This is a genomic window from Natronoflexus pectinivorans, assembly GCF_004345615.1.
Taxonomy (GTDB): domain Bacteria; phylum Bacteroidota; class Bacteroidia; order Bacteroidales; family Marinilabiliaceae; genus Natronoflexus; species Natronoflexus pectinivorans.
In genome coordinates this window covers 84,508-108,115 of the sequence record NZ_SLWK01000008.1, presented here as the reverse complement: position 1 = coordinate 108,115, position 23,608 = coordinate 84,508, and the positions used below count along the sequence as shown (strand labels likewise).

The window sequence follows — 23,608 nt, the reverse complement described above, 5'->3', positions numbered from 1 at the left end:
CAAAATACCTTATCCAAGTTGAGAGGGTATATTTGTAGGACTGGAATAGCGGATAATACTTTGATGTCAATCAAAGTTTCGGTAGCGTGATTGATCAGTGAATTAGCATTCACATCGGCATGTTGAAACAGGAAAAGGGAAATAGAAGATGAATTGCAGCGGAATCATTTAAAGTGGAACAAAAGACATGAGGCAAGCCTGGAGTATGACGGCGTGTAGCACAAATTTCAAATTCGCACTAACGGATTGTCTTAAGTTGTCCTTCTATAATTCCCAATCCCTTTTGGATTAGGTCCATATTCATTAATTCCATTCTCACTGTCAGCAAATAGCATCCATAAACCGTAAAAAGGGATTATTTGAAACCACCCACTATTTCCTCTGTCGTGACATCTTTTTGATCCCTGAGCTAACCTAAACCAATATGCAGGAATTAATAGAACATAGATAATACCTTCGCCTACACCTGTAAAGCCAACAAAAAAGCCGACAACTAAAATGAACGCAAACATAATTATGACGCTTAAACCGTATTCTAATCTTCTGATACGTCCTACAAATGAGAATGGACTATTAAACATTTTTCATATTTAAATTGTAAAACTTATAATTCATGCGGATTATTCCCATTACTAAATCCTCTTCTTTACAACTGAAATCTTTTTTTAATCAATCTCACCATCTCCTGTCATCAAAATAGCAAAAGGCCTAAATCGGGGCATTTTGGAAAAGGCAACAACAACAATCACCATCAGCGGAACACTCAGAAACATACCCACAATTCCCCATATAGCACCCCACAACGCCAGAGAAAGAATAATTACCAATGGGCTAAGGTTTACGCTGTTGCCCATAACCCTGGGGTCTACAAAATTCCCTATCACAACCTGTATTGCGCCCACAAACAGTAACACAAGGAGTCCCGGCCCAAACTCCCCGAACTGCAACAAGCTGAAAAGTACGGGCAGGGAGGTAGCCACATACGAACCCAAAATCGGTATATAATTGAGCAGAAATATCAAGAATGCCCAAAAAACCGGAAAGTCTACGCCCACAGCAATTAGAACAATATAGCTCAAAACGCCGGTTGATAAACAAATAAGTGTTTTCAGCACCAGATACATTGAAACTGATCGCTCAATCTTTTCTATCATAAGGTAAGTATCTTCAAACTTTTGGGTATCGATAAAAGCCTTCTGGAGCTTATTTCTAAAAGAAGTTTCTTCAATAAAAATAAAGATGGTATAAACAATCATCATAAAGATGGTGCCTACCAATCCTGATGAAAAATTGAAAAGTGAAAAGGCTACTGAGCCAAAATCAAAATCCTGAAAATAGATTTTAACTGAGGCCAAAAGATCAATATTGAATGTTTCATTAATTCTGTTTATCAGCACATCTATATTGGTCAGATACTTCTCGTAAGAAACGGCAAGTATTCTAAGGTTGGACAAAACAATATTAACAATAAAGTTTAAAGCCTGAAGTATTAACAGAAAAGAGATCAAATTTTTAACCCATTCCGGAACTTTGCTTTTGACAAAACCGACGCGATTCATAAAAAGTCTTATCTGCTTAACAATAAGCCAAAGCAGCAGCGCAAAGACAAAGGGCATAATCAGATCCTTGCCAATAATCAGGATATATACGGTGGCCATAAAAACAATAAAAATACCGGCTAAACTTTTGAAATCTACATGTTTACTTGTCTGCATAAAGTTTTTAAATTGTGACTTGTTTTTATAATACATAGTTGCAATTAGCTGGCTGTTAGACGAAGTGACAGACAGTTTGCGGAAAAGTTAGTTATAAATTTTAAATGATCATCCATAATTATAACTAAATTCATTTTTACAGCTAACACTTACTACTAGCAGCCAAATTATACTTCTCCCTAGTCGCTGCAGTTAAATTAATTGGATATATTTAATTTATTAGATTTTAATCAAACCTGTATCAAGGCACCTACGAATTTGTTTTTCGATTATGATTTCCACTAATCTGAAACAGTGGTACAAAAAATGATGTGAGAACAATTAATTAGAATATCAAGGCTATTAAAATGTCCATCCAATTGCTAATCCTCCCCATGGAAATATAAAAGGGCTGCCCATGAAGTCATTAATATAAACTGGTGTTAAACCTATTTTACAAAACAGCCCCCTCAGGTTTCTGGTATCTATATCCGATACGAATTATCATCACCAAATCGGTACTATTAAAATCATATGCAACACCTACACCAGTCTCATAATATTGTTTAAATCCATATAAATAATTAATCTGAGGAGAAACGCTTAAAATATAATCGTATGTTAAATCTGAAGATGGAAGATATTGAGCTCCAAGACCAACTGAAGCATTATTCTTTTCTTTTGTATATATAAATCTGTCATACGAGATATTGTATAAACACCCGGCATTACCTAATAATTCAACATAAACGGAATTTTTAGTTTTGTTGCTATTATCAATATTAGTGTCAGTCTGTCAGGAAATAAAAAGGAAAAACAGCAAAATCGGTTCCATTTTTTGCCTCTTTTTGTCTTGAAAGCTTTTATGATTAATGCACCATGTATTCATTTAAGCTTAATTACATTATTCAATAAATCGTTAGTCCGGAATATCTCGGGATCAGATATTAGATTTAAGATGTGATCAAGGTTTTCATTATCAGATAATTACATTTTTGCTTACAAGTTTATATATAGCTAATAATTAGGCAAATAAAAAAAATTAACGAACTATTAATTTAAGAAATGTAATCTTACTTTGAAACAGAAGTAGAAAAAGAACTCTACGTTGGTGAAACCTACAACCTGGATCAAAAAATAAGGGAGTACATCAACCACAAGTAATCCGGACTACTTCTTTATACTAATTGAAAGCCCGTTTCCGGAATCGTCAAATGTTGTTGTATAATTTGGGTGATTAAGCAGGTAATTTACATACTCTGCCATATTGCCCGACCTCAGCCTGTCACGGTAATAAACGTTATGAGTAACATAGAATCCCCCTGAGATCAAATTTGGATCCACGGCAATAAAATAATTCTTGTACCAGTTTTTATCCGCATCACTGAATACAAAATCAAAAGGGCCTTTCAGCTCAGGAACCAGGTGATGGGCATTGGCTAGTCTGGCATCAATATACTCCGACAGGCCTGCTTCTTTAAAATTCTCAAGGGCTTGTTTGTACCGGGATTCATTTATCTCAACAGTTATCAACTTCCCCCCGGTTTTACTAAAAGCCCAAGCTATCCAAATAGCAGAATGCCCGGTAGATGTTCCAATTTCAAGTCCACTCTGAAGCTTATTTTCAATGATCAGGTTGTATAATATTTGACCATCAATGGTTGGCACATTTAAATCGCGCCATTGTCCCTCACGGCTGTCTAAAAACTTTTGCACACGGGCATCTAGTTCCGGATTCTCCTTTAATTCCTGACCGTTGGCAACAGGCATGAACAGCCAAAACAGAATCAGGATTTGCAAACCGGTTGACCGCAATAACAATTTGAACTTCATAACAGCTTAATTTTATTGACTATGCGTTTATAACCTGTAACAAACTGAAAGTTGAAAATGTTTTTGAATTTCAATAAGATCATCTTACTCCCATCCGGAAACCGGAGTGATCCGGAATTCTGCTTCTAGGATCTAGAGGTTTAAGGATTTAGATTGTTTTGACCTGGGGATTGGTTGTGAAGTGGGTGATCATTAAAACACAAAAGCCTGCAAATCATACGATTTGCAGGCTTTTGATTGGGATTGCTTTCCCTTTTGTCGGGGTACCAGGATTCGAACCTGGGACCCCCTGGTCCCAAACCAGGTGCGCTACCGGACTGCGCTACACCCCGAATTTAATTACTTAGCGGAGAGAGGGGGATTCGAACCCCCGGTACGGTTACCCGTACGGCAGTTTAGCAAACTGCTGGTTTCAGCCACTCACCCACCTCTCCAATAAGATATATGAACTTTTTAAAAATTCATTCATTTATTGCTCCGCCGCAGGCGGATGGATTAAACTCACCATATGGTGAATGTTCCTAACTTGTCATGAACGTTGCAATCTGTGGCGGAATTGCGAGTGCAAATGTATAAAATAGATTCTATTCTCCAAAAGAAATACTTTAAAAAAAGAGAGAATAATATTTTTTTTGTGCCAACTATTTTACTTGACGTTCATTTATAACCAGATAGCCAAAATCACTTTTTTTAATCCCTGATTCGTTTTAACTGCATGGTCTTAATCATCCACGCAGGAAGAGAGCTTTCAGGATCCCGCTCTTTAAGGTTCATATACCATCCCAGATTTTTTATAATTGGTAATTTATGTGCCTCCACAAATTCAATTGGCGTTCCATCGGGGTCTGAAATGTATGAAAATTGCCCGGCAGCTTCCCCCATATCAAAACTATCGGCACTGTTTACGGTAAACGGATAACCCTTTTGCGTACACTCTTCTTCCAGCAGGCTCATACCCTTTACATCAAAACAGATGTGTATAAAGCCCAATTCGCCCCAAATACGGTCTTTAAAAATATATCCGGGTTCTCTGTCCAAAGCCTGCACCAATTCAATCTGTCCGGGGCCTAAAAGCTTACTAAACGAGCCAGAACGAGGCTTGTGCTTTAACAATACCCGGCGGCACTTCTGTTCTCCTCCCGGAATCATTGCCCAATCCTGAAATACCCCGCTTTCATCATATACCACCTCATCGTAATTAAGTATATCGGAATACACCTCCCTGGCTTTTTCAATATCCGACACACCAATAACCGCTCCGTAAACTCCTCCCGTTGGAGATTTCTCTTTTTTGAAATACGCCGGCTCTTCAACAATTTCAAAAATGTTGTTGTAGGGGTCTCTGAGGAAGTAGTGTTCTCTTCCGTCGGGTGTTTTGGTTATTTCACCAATCACACCGGCATTTTGTTCGCTGTGCACCTTGTAAGCCCGGTTAATGTTACGGGTCTTCATTTTGCAGATAAAAATGCCGCAATCGCCCAAACGAACATCAAAAACCGGAGGTTTTGGCGTGAAGCCCGTGTGTTGCCACACTTCAAATCCTCCGCCGCCTTCCATATTCAAAGCGATGGCTGCATATCTCTCACACTCCTGTCCGTTGGTATAATGAAGCATTAATTTGGCTACAGCGGTATCCTCCAGTACATTGATGTCCATTCCAAAGGTTTTTCGGTACCATTTCCATGCTTCGCGTGCATCCTTCAGTCCAATTCCTATTTGTTGTATTCCGCAAATATTTTTCTTCATAATTCTGTTGATTATTGGTTTTGGGATTCAGTTCTTAACCTTCGATGCCAGTCGGTAAAAGAGCCAAGGAAAAAATCGGCGAATATAAACCATCACGACTTCCATTTTTCCTATCAGCACATCTTTTTTTCTGTTTCTGATGGCTTTTATGATTTTTTTGGCACACAAATCGGCTGGCATGCCCTGAGCCTGACCATCATCCATTTTCTTGTAGGATTCGCCCGTATGCGTTACTGCATTTATTGATATGTTGGTATGGATTCGCCCGGGTGAAACAATGGTCACATCAATATTGAACGGCTGCAATTCAAAGCGCAGTGCTTCAAAAAAACCCTGAAGCGCATGCTTGGAGGCTGCATAAGCCGTGCGAAGGGGGAACCCAAATTTCCCGACCACACTGCTGATGACCACAAGGTGCCCATTTTCTCTTTTTACCATAAACGGGAGAAGCAATTTTGTGAGATGTATGACTCCGAAAAAATTAAGTTCCATAATCTCCCTGTCGATGGAAACGGGTGTATCCTTTGCAAGTGAACGCTGGCTTCGACCAGCGTTGTTGATTAGCACATCAACTTTTCCTGTTTGGCCAACCACCGATTGAACGATGGCATCCATCCCGTCAGGATTGCTTAAATCCATTGGTTGAACCAGGCACACATCGGTTTTTTCAAGGCATTTTTTCTTTACGAGTTCAAGTTTCTCCCGGTTTCGGGATGTTAAAACAAGGCTTGCGCCTTCGTTGGCGAAGGCGTAAGCCAGCTCTTCACCTATTCCCGAAGATGCTCCCGTAATCCATATGACTTTATCTCGAAAATTGTTCATTATCAAAACTTAAACTCAAAACTTTAAATTTAGCATTTACCCCCGACAATCCAAAAAGAGAAAACAAACTATTAGAAACTCATCTCCGCCCTCATCCGAAAGCCGCTGGAGTCTATAAAATCTAGACCACGATAGGTTCCTCCCAACTGACGCACGTACTCCAATCGTAAAAATTTAAACACATTGGTAACACCAAAACCTATTTCAGCATAAGGTTTTGTAAAATCAGTTGAAAAATAGTCCGGAAGGTCGAACACCCCATTATAGGCACTGTTCAATGTTCCGTAATGGCTTTTTATGGATACGATTTCACGCAGCTTCAAATCCCTGATGAGTGGAATGCGGTTCAAAATGATGCCGCCTCCATTAAAATGGACGTGGGTGTTGGTGTAGGCATTGTGCGCAAAAGAGGCATGATGCAACAGGTTATACCTGTCGCGGGAAAAGCCCAAAGACATGGAGCCCACCGGCTGATTAAGCAACTCATAGGGAGCATCTCCAAATAAATATCCGGCATTAAACAGGTAATTCATAAATATTTGCCCCATGTTAATCCGCCCCTGAATGGATCCATGAAAATGGGTGTACAGTCCCTGTCCCCCATCTCCGGGAATATGAACCTGTCCCATATCCATACTGAGATTTATAACAGGAATGGGACTGACATAATATATACGGTCGAAAAAGAATTTGTCGTAATGCTGACCAAAAGGAATTCTGAAATTCATCAACATTCCGTAGTTCCGATAGTTTTCATGGTCAACACCATCGCTGGTAAAACGCACAAAGGGGGTGGCCGTAGTTGAGTGATAGTATGGCGAAACCTCCAGGTGCATGTCATTGTCGGCATTGAACTCAAAATGCATGTCAAAATTCTCAACCTCCTTGAGATATGGATTGCGCTCCCGCTGTGTCATAATGGCAATAAAATTGCCGGTTCCCCTGTTATTGGGGTTATTTTTGATGTATCGCAGATATTTTTCGTTGGAGATGAGCAGGTAGTCGTTGGCATAACTAAACCGGAACAAAAACCTGTCGGTATCTCCTGGTTGCCATGCAAAATTGCCACCGTACTTAAACTCCTCGCTTTTGGTTCCATATCCAAGAAAACCACCCACCGAAAAGTTTTCCGAAACTTTTTCGCTGGTTCTCAGGGGAACCGAAAACCTGTGGCCTTCAATAAGGTTTGAGCTGTAAATATCGAACACCGGTCCCACATCTAGTTTTCCCACATTGAAGAATCCGGTTAAAGCAACCCCTCCAACGGCATCAATACCTTTTACCAGGTTCATATCGCGGATTTGTCCCACGCGATAGTAATTCTCCTCATCAATTCGTCGGGAACTGAATTCCGGCTGCCGGCTCCAATCTTGGACCCGTATGTCGTCCAACCGGTCAGATTTAGAATACTTGGTGTGTTTATTAATCAGCCAATTCCCACTTGAAACTACATCCACCCTTTCGGATGTATATTTCGCCACCGAATCACGATTAAGGGTCAGCGACATATTCATTCTGGTCTCCTGTTCATCGTAAAAAATACGCCCGTCGGGAAGGCGGTGGTAGGCAACATATGCACTGAAACCATTAACAAAATTAAGGTTGGCTTCGCGTGAAATATGGGCCTCAATTTCCGTGAGCGCGTAGCTGCCGGCTTCAATGGTGAGATTTCCGGTAAACAAAGGATTGTATCTGTTCCGCGGTACAAATGAAAGATTAAGATACAGCTGGTCGTCAACAAAAATGGAATCATTAAAATAGAAATTGTAATAGAGCATGGCAGAACTGTTCAGCGGAGAAATAAACCCGCGATCGAGCACAAAAATCTGATCTCGATAAAAATCCAGTTCAACCATGGTATTATTGAGAATGTAGGTTTCAATAAACGGCACAATACGTGGAAAAATGCTCTCTTTTTTGGTGTGAATCACCCGCTCGTCTAACGAAGCCTCTTCGGCCAGATAAACAGGCGTATAACGAATTCGTTCATTGTCGGATTCAACAGTAATCTCCTTAATATTGCCCGATAATCTGGAAACTCTCGAAGCGGTATCAATGGCCATAAAAACCGAAGTATTGGCAAGTGAACGGTAATCTGAAACACCGCGTATTTGTGCGATGTTTGTTCGCTTGTTTTCCTGAATTTTGTCGAAAATCTGCCTGGCCAGTGGCACATCAGGTCTTACCGTAACCTCCCCTATTTCGGTAATATTATTTGTGAGATAAACAGCCAATTCATTAATGCGCCCATGGCTTATGGGAACCTCTTTGGGAAGATAACCAACTGACGACACCACTACGGTGTCGCCCCCGGCTACCGGAAGGTTAAACCTTCCGTCTTCATCGGTCAACATTCCCTGCAAAGTTCCTTTTATCCAAACGCTTGCAAACGGAACCGGTTCACGGTTATCCGCATCTTTTACATAACCGCTCACCTGCTGCCCAAACAGGCCAAATCCTGCAAGCAGAAAAAACAACAAAGTGAATATTCCCCGTCCGCACATTATCTTTTTCATACAATATAGCACCATCATATGGAATGTCGCCGCTAGAGAATTATTTACCAGACTCCTTCAAAAGCCAGTACAAACCTTTTACTCCAATCCGGATGTCATCCAGCTTAAAGAGAACAAAAACCTTTTCAATATAGGCAATGGTTCCCCATCCCAAAGCGAGGTAATACATCCATGGATAAAACCCGAAAACAAACAGGATAAAAAAGAATATCCCCTGAATATATCCTGCTGTTACAGCGGAATAAAGATGTAAGCCCGGAATTTTACCGAAACGAGCAAAAGATACGATGTAGCTGATGACAAACACAGATAAAAACGCCCACAGAATCCATGCGTGAGGCTCAATCTCTGTCCATTTAAACAGGAACAATCCCAGCAAGGCAAGAATGTATGTCAATATATCTCCAAGGTTATCGAGAGCTGCACCAAAGTTGGTTTGCACCTTCATTAAACGAGCCAGGTTGCCGTCCAGAATATCGCTCACAAGACTGATGCATAAAAATATCACAAACAGACTCTCATGTCCGGTCAGCGCAAAATACAATATAACCGGTGCAACCAACACTCTGTATAAACTAATGAGGTTAGGCAGGTTTACAACGTTTTCACCATTAATTATTAATTTCTTCATTATGAGGAAAATTATATACTGTTTAAGTTTAATTGGAACATTATCTCTTTCGGCACATCAGAACAAAACCGGAAATTAGAGCACATATCCCTCTGAATTTCAAGCTTCGGCTTTAATTCTTTTCTTCTTTGGCCTTGAAATATCATTGATAAAATACTCTAGCATGTTATATACGGACTGTTCGTTGATTTCATGGCCATTGGGCGCCATTACCTGGTCTTTATAGGTGGTATCAAAAGCCAGATTGGTATCAATATAGGCGCCCGTAAAAGACATCCCGGCCGAAATAACCCGCTCTACGGCACTCATATCCTCACGGCTCAAATGCCTGACCGGCTTTAAATTGACCGGCAACAATTGGTTCAACGAGTTAATAATAAGGTGATTGCTGGTAGATGTTTTAGCCACCAGATTGACAATGACCGGTAAGTTGTCCAAATCAACGGTTCTCATCAAAAAATTCACAACAGTATCAATTGGAATCAGATTTTGCGATGATTTGGGGTCTACATCAACACGGATGGTTGCATCGGGGTACCTTTTTGCCAATCCGTAAATGCGTTTGGCAAAATCAAAAATGCCGTAATCGGTTTTAACGATGCCCGTTTTATGTTCTCCAACCACTTGCGACAATCGCAAAATATGTGCATTTAAACCGGTCTCTTCAATTTGTTCACGCACAATATTTTCAGCATATCGTTTGGACTGTTCATAGTAATTCCGAAATGCAGAAATATCCTGATTCTCATAAAACTGCTCCTTAAATACTGTTGATGTTTTACCGCAGGAATATGCGGTGCTGATGAAAAAAAACCTTGAACTTTTATCTGAATACCGTTTAAAAATATCCAGTGAATTTTTCACACCATCAATATTGGTGGTGAAAATCTCTTTCTTTGATTTCTCATCGTATTTTAAACTGGCCGCAAAATGAAAATAATCAACATTACCTCCAAATATTTTGTTTAACTCCACCGGAGTTAATGCAAAATCATTATCAAACAGGGAATAATCAAACACTTCAAGATTTTCATATTTAGCAGACTGATTGTCGGTTAATCTGGCCAAAGCATTCAGCATCTTTTTTCCGGCAGTCTCATTCTTGCCTGAACGAACCAATGCCATTACATGATAATCCTTATCAACAAGACTTTTAATAAAATTCGATGCCACATACCCATTTGCGCCATTAACGACTATTTTCTTCATATTTTTCCTTTTCAGTGTTTACATCAGTTGAAATATATGATAGTATAAATCAATATTTAATCAAGTAAATTTACTAACAATTGTTCAAAATAGCATGGTTATTATTTTGGAGTGGAATAATAACCGCTTAAAGCGCATAAAATGAGCTTTAAACTCGTTTCATATTAGGATTCTCAAGTTTAGTGAAATCAATATTATATAAATGCTCAAGCCGCACGGACTCTTACTTTTTTTCAATAGCAAAAAATGCCACCGCTGACATGAAAAAGGCTAAAAATCAATGTGATTTTCTAAAAACCGTGAACTCGCTTCGCTCAAACAACACGGTTTTCTTAACGAAAAACCCATCGATTTTCTTAACACCTTTTTCCTGAGGCGGAAAGTACTCTCCCACTTTCAAAAGCTAAATAAGCTAATACACATATCGGTTATCTATTTCATAAAAAGAACAACAACATCAGCAGCACGCTAAGGGGGATGCTCAGATTATCAGAACCTCTCCAACTAAACAGCTCGGCAAATGTGCTGACAATTGCAATCACAGCTGCAATCCAAAATGTCTTAAAATCGAATAACTCTCTGTGAAAATATAGTGCAATCAGGCTGATTACGAAACTTGTCACAAAAAAGGCTCCAGAACCAAGCCATGTTTTCTCCAGCTTTTTGCCAAGAATCTTTATTCTGCCATTTCCATTTTTTATATTAATTCCTAATATGGCGGCCATGGGGTCGCAAATGGCAAGAATCAACATTGGCAATATATATAGAAATTTACTATCCAGTAAATTAGATATCAAAAAAGTGACATAAATGGATAATGGCAGCAAATAACTTCCAATCGATTTTCGTTTGATACCGTGAATGGAGTTCAGATATTTTTTACTGTACTGCGTAACAAACAACCCAATAAAAAAGAGTGTTGCCAGCACCAAAATGTGCCAATGCGTGGGGAATATATAGGGAAAAGGAACGGTTGCCAATGTGGCAGTAAAATGTGCAAACTTACGGGTAATCTCTCCGTCAATTTTTAACCTCCGGTAATTCAACTCATTAAAAACCAACAGCAAAATAATTCCAACTAAGTAAACAAACGATAGTACAATGATATTGTCCATTTATGATAGATTTTGTCTTAATTTCTGATGTATATAGTATTTATATTCTTGTGTCAGGTCAAATGCGAATAGTCTCCTTGGCTCACCCCTAACCCCATAGGAGAAACCTCCAAACGCATCAGGTTAACCCGATATTTAATAATTAATTTGACACTTGTAATAGTTCGTTATTTTCTTATTCACCTAGTTATCATGCGTTTAAGAACCCCTCATGGTGTTGTGCAATCAACTGAGAATAAGAAATTACTTATGTCTAATCCCGCTGAGCGGGACTTCGCTGTGCTCAGTATTTTTTTAATAATCTAAAAGTCTAACGAACTATTGACATTTGTCCAATTATCCTGTAATCAACATAAAGAGTGCAACCCAGGCTCCTCCTGCTATCAAACTATCAAACCTGTCAAGAAATCCTCCGTGACCTGGAATCATGTTGCTAAAATCCTTCACCTCGAAGCGGCGCTTATAAAATGAAGCAGCTATATCGCCCCAAAAAGCAAAGAAAAGCACACCTGTCGAAAGAACATAAAGCTGCATAATAGTGCCGTCAAAAAGCGTTCTCATTAAAAATGCACTTATTAATGCCACAACAGCACCGCCAACAAGACCTCCAAGGGTCTTGTTGGGACTCACCTCAGGCATAATCTTCCGCTTGCCCCATAACTGACCGGTTATCTGACTAAAACTATCAAAAATAGAAAGAATCAGGAAACTAAACAAAATCAACTCTTTATGAAGCAACCCAAACCACAGAAACCCTCCAGCAACCAATAAATACACAAACAATGATGTATAAAAAAAGGTTTTATGGATAAATCTATTCTTAACAAACAACCCGAATATTTCAAACATCCCAACCACTACAATCACAATGGATAAAAGTCTGAAAACAACAGGTTCTATGGTGATTCCAAAAAACAGAATATGAATAATGATAAAATAGGTGAAATACTTGGTATAGCTTTTACGTGCAGTTTCTTTATCGCGCTTGCGATTTATGAGATAAAACCCGAATCCACCAAGAATAAAATAGATTAGAATTATGAAATAAATGGTCTGTATCATGTTGTTATATATTATCTAAGTATCATTAAGATTCCCAGCAATACCATCACTGCTGCGTATATGTATCTGATTTTGTTTTCCGATTTATCAACACTCTGAGAACTATTGAGAAAAAAGGGTCCCAATACCGCACCAATGGCCGAGCCACTGGTTAGAAAAAACACCAGGGTTAAATCAATCTGCCCCAGTAAAAAATGGGCTCCAATGGCGAAAAAAGTATTGACCAAAACCACCATCAAAGAGGTGCCAATCACCATTTTTAAAGTCATTCGCATGGAAAACAAACCAGCCAAAACAGGAGCCGTACCACTTGTTCCAAATGTACCGGTAATAACACCGGCGAAAAAACCCAGGAAACCACCTCGCACATTGATGCTTTTAACCATGACACCTGTTGCTTTCCCTTTCAACTCGTTTCGCCTTTTGCGGAGCGTATCAAAAAATATATTGAGAGCTATCACAACGGAATAAACACCAAATGCCATTTTTAACTGCGCACCACTGATGTACCCGGCAATGGCAGCTCCTGAAAATGCTCCAACTACCCCCACCATTGAAAACAGTAATCCGGCACGCAAGTTAACATTTCCTTTGCGGAAATGAGCAACTGCACCTACCAAACAGATGGGTAGCGTGGCTGCAAGGGAGGTAATTACAGCCGTTTGTGTTGGCGCTCCAACAACAAGAGTCAACAACGGCAGAAACACAAATCCGCCACCTCCTCCAATCATGGTTCCCAAAAGACCAACGATAAACCCGATAATGGGAAGCAGGTAGTAAACCGGTTCTATGGAGGAATAAAAAAACACTGTTTATTTTCTTATATTGAGCTGATGAAATATTTATCTGTTGAGTTAATGAGTTGTTGAATAATTGAGACTGGAGAAATAATCTCTGGTCAATCAAACATCTGTCAAAGCGTATAATCTTCCTTGGAAGGATTAAGAATAGGTTGTACCGAACGAATTCTCATCACCGATTGTTCATTGCTCTGCAGATTGGTTGATTGAATCTCACCAGGAAACAATGCTCCGCTATGATGGCTCACAACATGATAATCTGACATTTCTGTCACCATTGATTTTACGCCCGCAGCGTTAAATCGCTCTATGCGATTTAACAAAACCTCATCAACTGATATCCAAACATAAAACCAACCTTCATCATCGGTTGACTCCAACTTCAGTTTATGATGTTCCAATCCATTCAACATCTCCCTTGTTTCCATCGAAAATCCATAATTTTTATAAGCATCAAAATTTAACTGGTCAAGGGGAATTTCACTCCCCATAACCGTTGGGTTGTCGTACGAACGCAAACGTTGAACCCTTCCGGTTGCAGGCATAAAAATCTCAACTGTCCCACGATTCTCTTCACTTCCCGAGGTAACAATTTTAACTCCTTTCACCTCATCGGGTGAAAGCAATTCAACTTTTACATAACGCACATCATCAATATTGGATGTAAAAACATCCATTTCCCTTACCCGACTGTTTCCTCTGCGATTGGTGGATTCAAGTTCAATTTCAAGATGGATGTTCTGCCTGGCAATTTTTTCTAACGACTCGCGAAACAACTCCTTTGGAGTTTGCGATTGCAAACTCCAAAAATTGCAAAACAGCAATGCAGCTATAATTAGAATTAATCTGTTCATTTTGATTTACTTTGTTTTTGTAAAAAAGCCGGATTTGTGAGTGTTATTAACGCAGGAATCAACAACAAGGCACTCATCAGGCAGGCAAAAATTGAAACCGTTACCAACACACCGAAAAAGCGCAATGGTGCGAATCCCGACAACATCAACACAGAAAAGCCAACCATTACCGAAAAAGCATTATAGATAATGCCTCTTCCGGAGGTAACGAGAGTGTTGTGAATGGCAAGGGAATTATCAGACAATTTAGCAAACTCTGTTTTATAACGCCATAAAAAATGTATGGTGTAATCAATTCCAACTCCAATCATAATGGACGAAAGAAGCGCGGTAACAATATCCAAAGCAATTCCCAAATACCCCATCACACCAAACAAAAACAATACCGAAAGCAGCAAAGGCAATATGCCTTTAAATCCGGCAGCCGGTGATTTAAAAATCACCGATAACAGAATAAGTATGATGAGCAAAGCCAGTGCAAGTGATGCTATCTGACCGTGAATCACCATTTCGGCCATCTGAATTTTTGACAACCCCGGACCTGCAATGGCCACCAGCCGAGGGTCGTTTAATGTGATTTGATGCAGTGCATCAAGCACTTTTTTCCCTGTCTGATTGCTGCCATCGGTCATGCTAATCAGCATCCTGGCATTGCTGTAATCAAAATCAACCAGTTGGGAAATCTCCCCCTGAAATCCAAGCATGGATGCAACTTCAAGATACTGAATCGCTTCAGCATTTGACTGAGGGAGCGCTCCGTATCCGGCTTCATCAGGTTCGTATAACCCATGACTTAACTCCCGAAAGAAAACGGATGGAGAAATAACGTGGCCAACTTCGGGAATATCTGATGCGGCAGAAGCATACTGCTCCATTTTTCCAAGTGCATCGGGTGACAATACATCACCGTTGAACAATACGGATACGTATTGTGACCCTCCAAATTTTTCGTTCACCAACTCAACACTTTTGCTGATGTCTGATTTCCCTAAAAAATAACCTTCGATGTTGGTATCAATTTTAATAAAAAAGATGCCAAAAGTACTAACAACGGCAATAATGATAAACAATGCCACAACACGACGTGGATATTGTATAACCCACCGCGCAAACTGCAATAATATGCGGTTGATGAATGTTTCTCTTTCTATCTGCACCTTTCTTTGTACGATTCGTCTTTTCCCGTAAAAACTCAGAAGCACGGGAATCAGAAAGATGCTCATTAAAAAGGCGAGCAAAATCCCCAAAGAAGCAAGCACTCCCAACTGAGCAGCCGGAGCCATTTTGTGGGTAAGTAATCCAAGCATTCCCCCAATTGTTGTCAGTGCGGTTATTAAAATTGGCTTGCGCAAGTCACGGTATATTTCCATGGCTATGGCTCCCATGCCGTTGAAATTGCCAGTGCGGCATTTTTCCTGATACAGGTTGATTAAGTGAATGCCATAATCGTTGGCAATGGCTATCAACATAATGGGCAGCAAAACCGACACCAATGAGATTTCCCACCCCATAACAGCCATAAAACCGAATGAGAATAAGATGGACAGAACAACCACCGAAAAAGGGAGCAAAACCCCTTTCCACTCTCTGAAAGAGAGATAAAGCATCAGCACCATTAATGCCAACGCCGTTGGCAGCAACAATTTTAAATCGCGATTGATGTATGATTTAATGGAAGTCCGCAAATACGGCAAGCCTCCAATATAAACAGCCTCCCTGCCGGGATTCTCTTCAATTACATCCATCAACCCCGCCACCAACTCATCATCAACAGCACCCACTGTTTTAGTCACAATAATGGCAGTGGATGTAAAATCCGCAGAAACAAACCGTCGTGCAGCCTCGCTATTTTGAATGGCGAACTTTAATGCATTTAGTTCTTTATTTTCAATTTGCTCTTCATCAATTATTGGAATCTGAGTGGTATATCCATCCACCAAGGCAAGGGTAAAAACTTCCTTTATCGAAGTGGCATTCTCAACCCCATCCAAAGCGATCAGGCCTTCTGTTAATCTTTCAATTCTATCTAGCGTTTCTTGGTTTAGAATGATTTCCTCACCGGTAAGTATTACCATCAATTTTTCATTGCCACCAAAAATACTGTCGAGCACGTTCATATAGGCACGGTTGCCAACCTCACCGGGAATGTAGTCGTCAAATCCCGGATTAACCTTTAATCGGGAAAACTGGGTAACCGCCAATACGGCCAAAATAAAAATGGCAAGAACAAATAAAAGCCGGTATTTCCCAATTAGTTTATCCACGTTAGATGATTTTATTAATGTGATTAACAGTCACATTTCACCGGTTTTTGAACCCGGCAAAATCAATGAAAACTAGTTTGGTAATCAGAAGAAATTCGCAACAACCTGATGAATGTTACAAAAATATTAAATGAATTTTGAGAAAGGGCAAATGTAGCAATAAAAATGAAAGTGAGGAATTGAATTGAGAAGTATAAAGTGGGAGGTAAATACAAATAGGTGTTTTACAATCTGATAAATATTTTAGAACTTTGCTATGAATATAACAAAAAAGGCCCGCATGGTTTGCAGGCCTTTTTCCGTCATTTAAGTGATCTATTAGAAAAAATATTTTGCACCGATTTGGAGTTGCCAAACCTGACTTCTGTGATAATATGTTGAGTATGTCTCTTTCAGGAAATTTCCATCAGAATCCCGAACCATAGAGAAGCTGGGGACCCTATTTTCGTCCATTCCTTCATAAGTAAGGATTTGGCCGCTATTTCCAGCAAACATATTTTTGTAAACACCCCATTTATTGTTGATTAAGTTTCCAAAATTAAGGAAGTCAAGTGTCAGCTGCAAGGTATTCTTTCGCCCACTAACGTCTATACTGAAATCCTGAGTGAAACGCAAATCAAAGCGGTGCGCCCATGGTGCTCTGGCAGCATTAGCTTCTGCGTAACCGCCTTGGTTGTTGCTCAAATATTTATCTTGTGCAACAAAAGCAAAGAAAGCATCTTCATCTTCCCGACTCACAAAATTGATTTCACCTCTTTCTCTGGGAATATAAATCAAGTCGGTTGCAATGCCATCACCATTCATATCATTGGTATAAGTAAAACTGTTGCCATATGGTGAAGAACCGGTATAAAATAGATTCACTGAAGTTGCCATGTGATTCCTTGCATAAGGAATTCTATAGGATGCTGAAGCAATAACCTTAGAGGGAACTACAAACTGAGAGCGCTGTAACTTTGGCAGATGAGGACCATCAACCTGAATGAGTCCGGAATAAGCTGAGCTTGCATTACTTCCCGGCATACCTGAAATTTCTTTTGATTCGGTAAGGGTGTATGCAAACATCAGGTTTAAATTTTGGATTGGCTCTGCAAAAACAGAGATATTCCCAATAGCTCCCCATCCTTCACTGGTATTTGAAAGAACGTATGCATTTCGAGACGCATAAGTCAAGTCGTTACTTGCGGGGTAAATATACCTATCATCAGCACCACTGAAACGTTGCCAATTATCATCAGGTTGTCTTAGGTTATAATTCTTAAGCATTACACCGTTGATGGTTTTTGTATATATACCTTCCAAACTTACTGATAGCGGGAATGTTGTGGGAAGATCAAAGTCTATCGCTATGGATGTTTTCCAAACCTGAGGCATCTGAAAGTCAGGATCTATTGCATTAACATCACGCGGAAGAACACCATCTTCCGGGGAGATGGTATTTGGCAGACCCAATGTGCTGATCATTTCATTTACATCTGTGATTATTGGTCCTGCGAGTCTTACCAGATTAGGGTCAACACGATCGACGTTTCCATCGGAGTCATATGTTGTAACGGCAGCATAACTACCTTGAACCATTCCTGAGTTAGTTGGCATGTTGGTAAAAAACACTAAAGGCAACCTGCCTGCAAACATACCGGTACCACCACGGAACTTTATGCTTTGATCTTCAGTTAAATTCCAAACAAATCCTACACGTGGCGAAAATTGAATATTTGCTGAAGGCCATTCACCTGTATCAATTCTTTTACCACCATAATCCAACTCATAAATGGCGTTATTACGTATGATATTATCAACATACTTCATATAATCAGCACGCACGCCAAATGTTAACTTTAAGTCAGGATTAACGCTCCATTCATCTTGTACATAAATTCCAAACTGGTTAAAAGCAACTTCTGCAGCCGGATTCTTTTCACCATCATAACCATACGTAAGTGCGAAGTCCCTCGGAGCTGCCTGATTCAAAAAATCATCGATACTGGCATAACGGTAATAACCGGTTCCGTTTCTCATGTATGCGTTATTCGCCATCTGATATTCATAGCTTGCGCCAATGGTCAATTTATGGTCATTCAGATATACATTTGTATTATTTACAATATTGAAGATGTTATTGTTAACACCATTATTCCAGGTAAACAACTCATAGCCAGCAGACATGTATGGTTCGAGTATTTGCGAACCATCTTCGTTTACACCGTACATAATATCAATGAAGGGAAAAGGGCTGGAATTAGAACCACGCATATCCTGAATTTCAGTGTAAGTTACTAAGAATTGATTGGAAATATTGTTTGACAACCGACTGTTCAGATCAAACGAAACTGAATTCACGATATTATCAACGGAATAAATAGAATTTGAAAAAGCCATGGAGTGTTGTGAGATTCTGTTCATAACTCTGTTACGAAATCCCGCGTCGGTAGAATTTCCATTTGTTTGGCTCCATGTTTGGTTTTTGGTATGATTATAACGCACACTTAACTTGTGTGCGTCATTAATATTCCAGTCCAGGCGAGCCAAAAACTTCCTGTTGCTTTTATCGGCAGGATAGTCCGAGTAAGAACCCGGATCATACCCGTAATTGTCAATCAGGTGCTGCCTAACACGTTGCATATCGGCTACACTCGTGCGCGAAAGCATAAGATCGGTATTGGCAACTCCATTCTCTGAGGGTCTCCAGAACACAACCTGTTCAGGTTGTTTTTCATATTCAGCGTTAACAAAGAAGAACAACTTGTTTTCGATGATTGGACCTCCTAAGGTTGCCCCATATATGGTTCTGGATTCTTTATCACGATCACCAAAATCAACATCGCCAATTCTATTCCCCCTCATATCCTGATTGGTGTAATAAGTATAGGCTGAACCTCTAAAGGTATTGGTTCCTGATTTTGTAATTGCATTAATCCCACCACCAATAAAATTAGTCTGGCGAACATCAAACGGGGCAACAACAACCTGAATTTCCTCTATGGCATCCAATGAGATTGGATTGCCTCCTCCTGGTAGATTTGCACTCAAACCAAAATTATTATTGAAGTTGGCTCCATCTACGGTGAAATTGGTTGAGCGACCGTCGCCACCTGCAAATCCCATACCATTGGCATAGGGAGAAATTCGTGCAATATCCGAAATACTCCGATTTATGGTTGGCATCTCGTTCATCTGCTGGTTAGAAATATTGGTCATTGCACCCGTTTTGTCAGTTTGAAAAGCAGAAGCTTTTCGGCCAACAACCATTACTTCACCAAGTTCATAAGTTCCCTCTGTTAAAACAGCATCCAATGAAAATGTTTGACCTAGATACAAAACTATCTCAGAAAACGTTTCCTTAGGATATCCAACAAAAGAGTATTCTACACGGTAAGGTCCCCCCGGGCGCATACCGTGCAGGTTATAAAAGCCTTCGGAATTAGTGGTAGCACCATATTGTGTTCCTGATGGTTCGTGTAAAGCAACAACTGTTACTCCAGGTAGTGGCTCATTGTTGTCATCAAGTACCCTTCCATTTATCCCCGAAGTTGTAACCTGACCAGTTAAAGGCTGAAAAAGCCATGACATCACAAGGATGCCAAACAGTAATGCAAAAATCCTTGAATTTCCCATTTGATTAAAAAAGTTTAATGAATTAATTAAGTTTGGAAAAAATAAGCTATACCTGGTTAAATCTTTCGCAATTTAAACCATTCTTTATTATTATTCCATACCTCAAAGATACCGGCATTCCAATGTTACATGGTTAAAATATTTACAAGAAAAGATTAAAGAAAAATCAAATCAGAATAAACATTTGATATTCAAACACATTTAAGATACGTCTGTTTTACAAGACTTCAATCGAAAGCTCCAAACTCCTATAAAATAATGATTTAAATCATATTAATTCAACACAAACAACAACTGTTTAATGTATGTAAGTAGTTTGATCTTTATTTATAATATAGAATAAGTAACTGATAAAATTTTGTTTCTTAAGAATTCCATAGATCTATAGAATTTAGAAAGATAGGATAGATTAGAAAGATGAAACGAATCCCGAATACCTCAGGATATAATCTAAAGATCTTTTTAATCAATTCAATATAATATTAAACAGTCTATAAAAGTGGCATTGTAAGCATTCTTGCCGTTGATAAAATTTCAAACTACAAGGTAAGACCAACCTTACTATTAATCATGAAAAACTTATTAAGCAAGCTGAAAGAGAAGGATTTGCAAGCTAACTGAACGACACAGCCCGTCCAAAAAAAGGATATAAAAACAGAAACGGGACCGCCTCGTTTGACGTATCCCGTTTCTAACCTTAACCCTAACCCAAAATTATGAAAAACCTATTTTATTTAATGAAACAAATAAAATACAACTTTAGTTGAAATTTGGGATTCAATGAGATTGAATCCCAAATATTCTTTTTACCCTAACCTTAAAATTATGAAAGAACTTTAATCCTTTAATCTGTGTCATTCATCAAATTATACTGCAAGTTTATCAAATTTGTTTCAATCACAGATTGATTTTAACAATAATTAACCGCAATAAATGATCACTTTTTTCAACCGCTTCTAAACCTGTGAATTCATCAACAAACACATCTTACATAAAAAGTATCAAAAAAGATAATTTTTAAAAATTGTAAAAAACGTAACCTTGTCAATAACCAATAAAAACAAGAACTTCGACATATTGACAAGAATCCTGTCTAAACACCCATGGCTCTAAACTTTACATCTCCACAGAAAGTTCGCAAACCTGATGATAAAATCTAACACCAGATGCAGCAAATCAATGATTTTTGTCATAAAATATGAAATCCTCATTTTAAAAATAACCCTCTTTTAATTCATTCCAAATTAAAAATGGTACATTAACATAGAATTAACAGGAGGCATTGTTCACAAAACGGTTTGGACAACTAAATGGTTACGGAATAAATATGCAAAAGGGCTTCGCGGTTGCGAAGCCCTTTTAATAATAACTTATGAAGCAATTGTTCTAATTAAGAATAAAATGATAACTTATGGTTCCTGTTTGAAACGCAGGAGCATTTGGATCACGGTTAAAACGGGCTTTCATGGCAGCTTCCCTTGCTACCCGCCACAAGTAAGAATTTTGAGTTGTTGTTCCTCGCAGAATAGGCTGAGCATTCGTCACGACCCCATTCCTGTCAACGGTGATTTCAACCACAACGATTCCTTCCTCCTGTATATTATACTCAGGTCTGGGTAACGCTCCTGACAAGCTCCTTCCGGAAAGACTAAATGACGAACCGGATTGGCCTAAACCTGTGCCTGTTGTACCGGAGGCAGAAGGATCACCGGATAAATGTCCCTGTGTTCCAATGCCCTGTGTGTCTCCCTGCGACTGGTCGGCTCCACCGGTACCACTAAATGCCCTGCTTGCAGCGTCCCGGGCAGCCTGCGCCTGTCGTTCCTGCTCTTCACGTCTTCTTCTCTCCTCTTCTTCTCTTCGTTGGCGTTCCAGCTCTTCCTGCCGTTGCCGTTCTTGTTCTATTCGTCTTTGGCGTTCTTGTTCCTCACGTCGTCGTTGCTCCTCAAGTCTTTCCCTTTCCTGTGCTTCACGGCGTGCTTTCTCCTCGGGAGAAACAGCAGGCGCTTCATCTACATTTTGAGTCATCACCTGTTCCCTGCTTGGCTGAGGACTAGAAGGCACAGGAGGTGAAGCAGGAGGCGGTGGAGTAGCCTGAGATGCAGCAGGTTGAGGAGTTGGAGCAGTCCGAGGTGGAGCAGATGTTCCCATTCCAATCTGAGAATCACCAAGCGCCACAAGAATACCCTCCTCTTCCTGAACAACGGTGGTTAAACCCCATATCAGAAAAAGCAATAACAAAACGGCATGGAAAATAATGGTTCCTACCATTCCATATGTTCTGTCACTATTTTTTTCCAGTTTGTCCTGCTCTTCCATATCACTACCTGGCTCTGGTTGCTAATATCACCCTATAATTATTGTTTCTGGCAATGTTCATCACTTTTACCACTTCTTTCATTGGCACATTCTCATCCACATGTAATGAGATGTATGGTTCTTCCTCACCTGCCAGCCGCTCCCTTAGAACACTCTCTATCTGGTTAAAACTTACCGGCTGGCGTTCCACATAATAATTTAACTCCCTGGTTATTGAAACCGAAGTAACAGGCGACGCAGTAGCCTGTTGCTGGCTTTGTGGCAGCATCAGTTTGATAGCATTCGGGTTGACCAGTGTTGATGTGATCATAAAAAAGATCAACAACAAAAACACAATATCGGTCATCGACGACATGCTAAATGTTGCATTTATTTTACTTCTTGATTTTAACATCACAAAAAGATTTAGCGTGCCGGTTCATTTAAAATATCCATAAACTCCATGGTTCTGGCTTCCATTTTGAAAATAACTTTTTCAACCTTTGCCACTAGAATATTATAGGCAAAGTATGCCATGATACCTACAATCAATCCGGTTACCGTTGTAACAAGGGCGGTATAAATACCGCCTGCAAGCTGTGCTACTTCAACACTTCCCTGTGCTTCAGCCATCTCCCAGAACGATTTAATCATTCCAATAACCGTACCAAGAAAACCGATCATGGGTGCTCCTCCGGCCACAGTTGCCAAAGTTGGCAAGCGCTTCTCCATCCGACTGATTTCAAGGTTACCAACGTTTTCGATGGCAGTGTTGACGTCATTCAGAGGCCGACCGATGCGAGTGATTCCTTTTTCGATCATTCGGGCTACCGGATGGTTGTTTGAACGGCAAAGCGACAAGGCTGAATCGATTTTCCCATCGTGAATGTAGTCCTTGATGCGATTCATGAAAGTGGTGTCTTCAACTGCAACACGCTTGAGCACCAAATAGCGTTCTATAAATATATAAACCGTTATGATGGACAGAAAAGCAAGAGGAATCATAATCCATCCGCCTTTTAACACCAGCTCGAAAAGCTGAATGCTCTCCTGAGCAACTTCACCGTCCAGGGCATCGCCGTTTAAGGCCTCGGCTCCTGCCTGCATCATTAATAGTAAGTTCATAAGTTTAATTCTTTATTAGTCATT

Annotated in this window: 17 protein-coding genes and 2 tRNA genes; all 19 read right to left on the bottom strand. The window is 39.8% G+C overall.

Annotation, left to right across the window (positions count from 1 at the left end; translation table 11 throughout):
- Positions 1-251: 251 nt before the first annotated feature.
- The 19 genes from EV194_RS11330 to EV194_RS11240 all read right to left on the bottom strand — a co-directional run bounded on the left by EV194_RS11330 (position 252) and on the right by EV194_RS11240 (position 23,584).
- Positions 252-581, bottom strand: a complete 330-nt coding sequence (locus EV194_RS11330; RefSeq protein WP_132434152.1) for a DUF805 domain-containing protein — start codon at positions 579-581, stop codon at positions 252-254.
- A gap of 84 nt (positions 582-665) precedes the next feature.
- Positions 666-1,715: an AI-2E family transporter gene (locus EV194_RS11325; RefSeq protein WP_165921875.1), complete on the bottom strand. Its 1,050-nt coding sequence runs from the start codon at positions 1,713-1,715 to the stop codon at positions 666-668.
- Between the two features lie 1,149 nt (positions 1,716-2,864).
- Complete coding sequence (locus EV194_RS11320; protein ID WP_132434150.1) at positions 2,865-3,527, bottom strand: O-methyltransferase; 663 nt, start codon at positions 3,525-3,527, stop codon at positions 2,865-2,867.
- Positions 3,528-3,785: 258 nt separating this feature from the next.
- Positions 3,786-3,859 (bottom strand) — tRNA-Pro (locus tag EV194_RS11315).
- A gap of 15 nt (positions 3,860-3,874) precedes the next feature.
- Positions 3,875-3,961: transfer RNA gene (locus EV194_RS11310), tRNA-Ser, on the bottom strand.
- Positions 3,962-4,217: 256 nt separating this feature from the next.
- Positions 4,218-5,273, bottom strand: a complete 1,056-nt coding sequence (locus tag EV194_RS11305) for a VOC family protein (protein WP_132434149.1) — start codon at positions 5,271-5,273, stop codon at positions 4,218-4,220.
- Positions 5,274-5,300: 27 nt separating this feature from the next.
- Complete coding sequence (locus tag EV194_RS11300) at positions 5,301-6,095, bottom strand: SDR family oxidoreductase (protein ID WP_132434148.1); 795 nt, start codon at positions 6,093-6,095, stop codon at positions 5,301-5,303.
- A gap of 71 nt (positions 6,096-6,166) precedes the next feature.
- Positions 6,167-8,611, bottom strand: coding sequence for a DUF5686 and carboxypeptidase-like regulatory domain-containing protein (locus EV194_RS11295; protein WP_243699398.1), 2,445 nt, complete (start codon positions 8,609-8,611; stop codon positions 6,167-6,169).
- A gap of 40 nt (positions 8,612-8,651) precedes the next feature.
- Positions 8,652-9,242 carry a CDP-alcohol phosphatidyltransferase family protein gene (locus tag EV194_RS11290; protein ID WP_132434147.1) on the bottom strand — a complete coding sequence of 197 codons (591 nt, stop codon included), beginning with the start codon at positions 9,240-9,242 and terminating at the stop codon, positions 8,652-8,654.
- A 99-nt stretch (positions 9,243-9,341) separates the two neighbouring features.
- Positions 9,342-10,451, bottom strand: a complete 1,110-nt coding sequence (locus EV194_RS11285) for an SDR family oxidoreductase (RefSeq protein ID WP_132434146.1) — start codon at positions 10,449-10,451, stop codon at positions 9,342-9,344.
- A gap of 437 nt (positions 10,452-10,888) precedes the next feature.
- Positions 10,889-11,566 (bottom strand): diacylglycerol/polyprenol kinase family protein, encoded by a 678-nt coding sequence (locus EV194_RS11280; RefSeq protein WP_132434145.1) that lies wholly within the window; start codon positions 11,564-11,566, stop codon positions 10,889-10,891.
- Positions 11,567-11,902: 336 nt separating this feature from the next.
- The gene (locus tag EV194_RS11275) at positions 11,903-12,628 is read right to left on the bottom strand and encodes a phosphatidate cytidylyltransferase (protein WP_132434144.1); all 726 of its coding nucleotides are present in this window, start codon (positions 12,626-12,628) and stop codon (positions 11,903-11,905) included.
- A gap of 11 nt (positions 12,629-12,639) precedes the next feature.
- Positions 12,640-13,437, bottom strand: coding sequence for a sulfite exporter TauE/SafE family protein (locus EV194_RS11270; protein ID WP_132434143.1), 798 nt, complete (start codon positions 13,435-13,437; stop codon positions 12,640-12,642).
- A gap of 104 nt (positions 13,438-13,541) precedes the next feature.
- Positions 13,542-14,282, bottom strand: coding sequence for an outer membrane lipoprotein-sorting protein (locus EV194_RS11265; protein WP_132434142.1), 741 nt, complete (start codon positions 14,280-14,282; stop codon positions 13,542-13,544).
- Positions 14,279-16,546, bottom strand: coding sequence for an efflux RND transporter permease subunit (locus EV194_RS11260; RefSeq protein ID WP_243699397.1), 2,268 nt, complete (start codon positions 16,544-16,546; stop codon positions 14,279-14,281). Before EV194_RS11260 ends, EV194_RS11265 begins: the two co-directional genes overlap by 4 nt.
- A 318-nt stretch (positions 16,547-16,864) precedes the next feature.
- The gene (locus tag EV194_RS11255; protein ID WP_165921874.1) at positions 16,865-20,161 is read right to left on the bottom strand and encodes a TonB-dependent receptor; all 3,297 of its coding nucleotides are present in this window, start codon (positions 20,159-20,161) and stop codon (positions 16,865-16,867) included.
- 1,386 nt (positions 20,162-21,547) lie between these two features.
- Positions 21,548-22,480 (bottom strand): energy transducer TonB family protein, encoded by a 933-nt coding sequence (locus EV194_RS11250; protein WP_132434141.1) that lies wholly within the window; start codon positions 22,478-22,480, stop codon positions 21,548-21,550.
- Between the two features lie 4 nt (positions 22,481-22,484).
- Positions 22,485-22,874: an ExbD/TolR family protein gene (locus tag EV194_RS11245; RefSeq protein WP_232468307.1), complete on the bottom strand. Its 390-nt coding sequence runs from the start codon at positions 22,872-22,874 to the stop codon at positions 22,485-22,487.
- Between the two features lie 11 nt (positions 22,875-22,885).
- A complete protein-coding gene (locus EV194_RS11240) occupies positions 22,886-23,584 on the bottom strand; it encodes a MotA/TolQ/ExbB proton channel family protein (protein ID WP_079558967.1) in 699 nt (232 codons plus the stop codon).
- Positions 23,585-23,608: the final 24 nt, after the last annotated feature.

Excerpts from the sequence above, each read along its gene's own strand:
- EV194_RS11330 (WP_132434152.1), bottom strand. The coding sequence starts at position 581 with ATGTTTAATAGTCCATTCTCATTTGTAGGACGTATCAGAAGATTAGAA.
- EV194_RS11275 (WP_132434144.1), bottom strand. The coding sequence starts at position 12,628 with ATGATACAGACCATTTATTTCATAATTCTAATCTATTTTATTCTTGGT.
- EV194_RS11305 (WP_132434149.1), bottom strand. The coding sequence starts at position 5,273 with ATGAAGAAAAATATTTGCGGAATACAACAAATAGGAATTGGACTGAAG.
- EV194_RS11285 (WP_132434146.1), bottom strand. The coding sequence starts at position 10,451 with ATGAAGAAAATAGTCGTTAATGGCGCAAATGGGTATGTGGCATCGAAT.
- EV194_RS11280 (WP_132434145.1), bottom strand. The coding sequence starts at position 11,566 with ATGGACAATATCATTGTACTATCGTTTGTTTACTTAGTTGGAATTATT.
- EV194_RS11325 (WP_165921875.1), bottom strand. The coding sequence starts at position 1,715 with ATGCAGACAAGTAAACATGTAGATTTCAAAAGTTTAGCCGGTATTTTT.
- EV194_RS11300 (WP_132434148.1), bottom strand. The coding sequence starts at position 6,095 with ATGAACAATTTTCGAGATAAAGTCATATGGATTACGGGAGCATCTTCG.
- EV194_RS11240 (WP_079558967.1), bottom strand. The coding sequence starts at position 23,584 with ATGAACTTACTATTAATGATGCAGGCAGGAGCCGAGGCCTTAAACGGC.
- EV194_RS11245 (WP_232468307.1), bottom strand. The coding sequence starts at position 22,874 with ATGTTAAAATCAAGAAGTAAAATAAATGCAACATTTAGCATGTCGTCG.
- EV194_RS11290 (WP_132434147.1), bottom strand. The coding sequence starts at position 9,242 with ATGAAGAAATTAATAATTAATGGTGAAAACGTTGTAAACCTGCCTAAC.
- EV194_RS11255 (WP_165921874.1), bottom strand. The coding sequence starts at position 20,161 with ATGGGAAATTCAAGGATTTTTGCATTACTGTTTGGCATCCTTGTGATG.
- EV194_RS11265 (WP_132434142.1), bottom strand. The coding sequence starts at position 14,282 with ATGAACAGATTAATTCTAATTATAGCTGCATTGCTGTTTTGCAATTTT.
- EV194_RS11250 (WP_132434141.1), bottom strand. The coding sequence starts at position 22,480 with ATGGAAGAGCAGGACAAACTGGAAAAAAATAGTGACAGAACATATGGA.
- EV194_RS11320 (WP_132434150.1), bottom strand. The coding sequence starts at position 3,527 with ATGAAGTTCAAATTGTTATTGCGGTCAACCGGTTTGCAAATCCTGATT.
- EV194_RS11295 (WP_243699398.1), bottom strand. The coding sequence starts at position 8,611 with ATGAAAAAGATAATGTGCGGACGGGGAATATTCACTTTGTTGTTTTTT.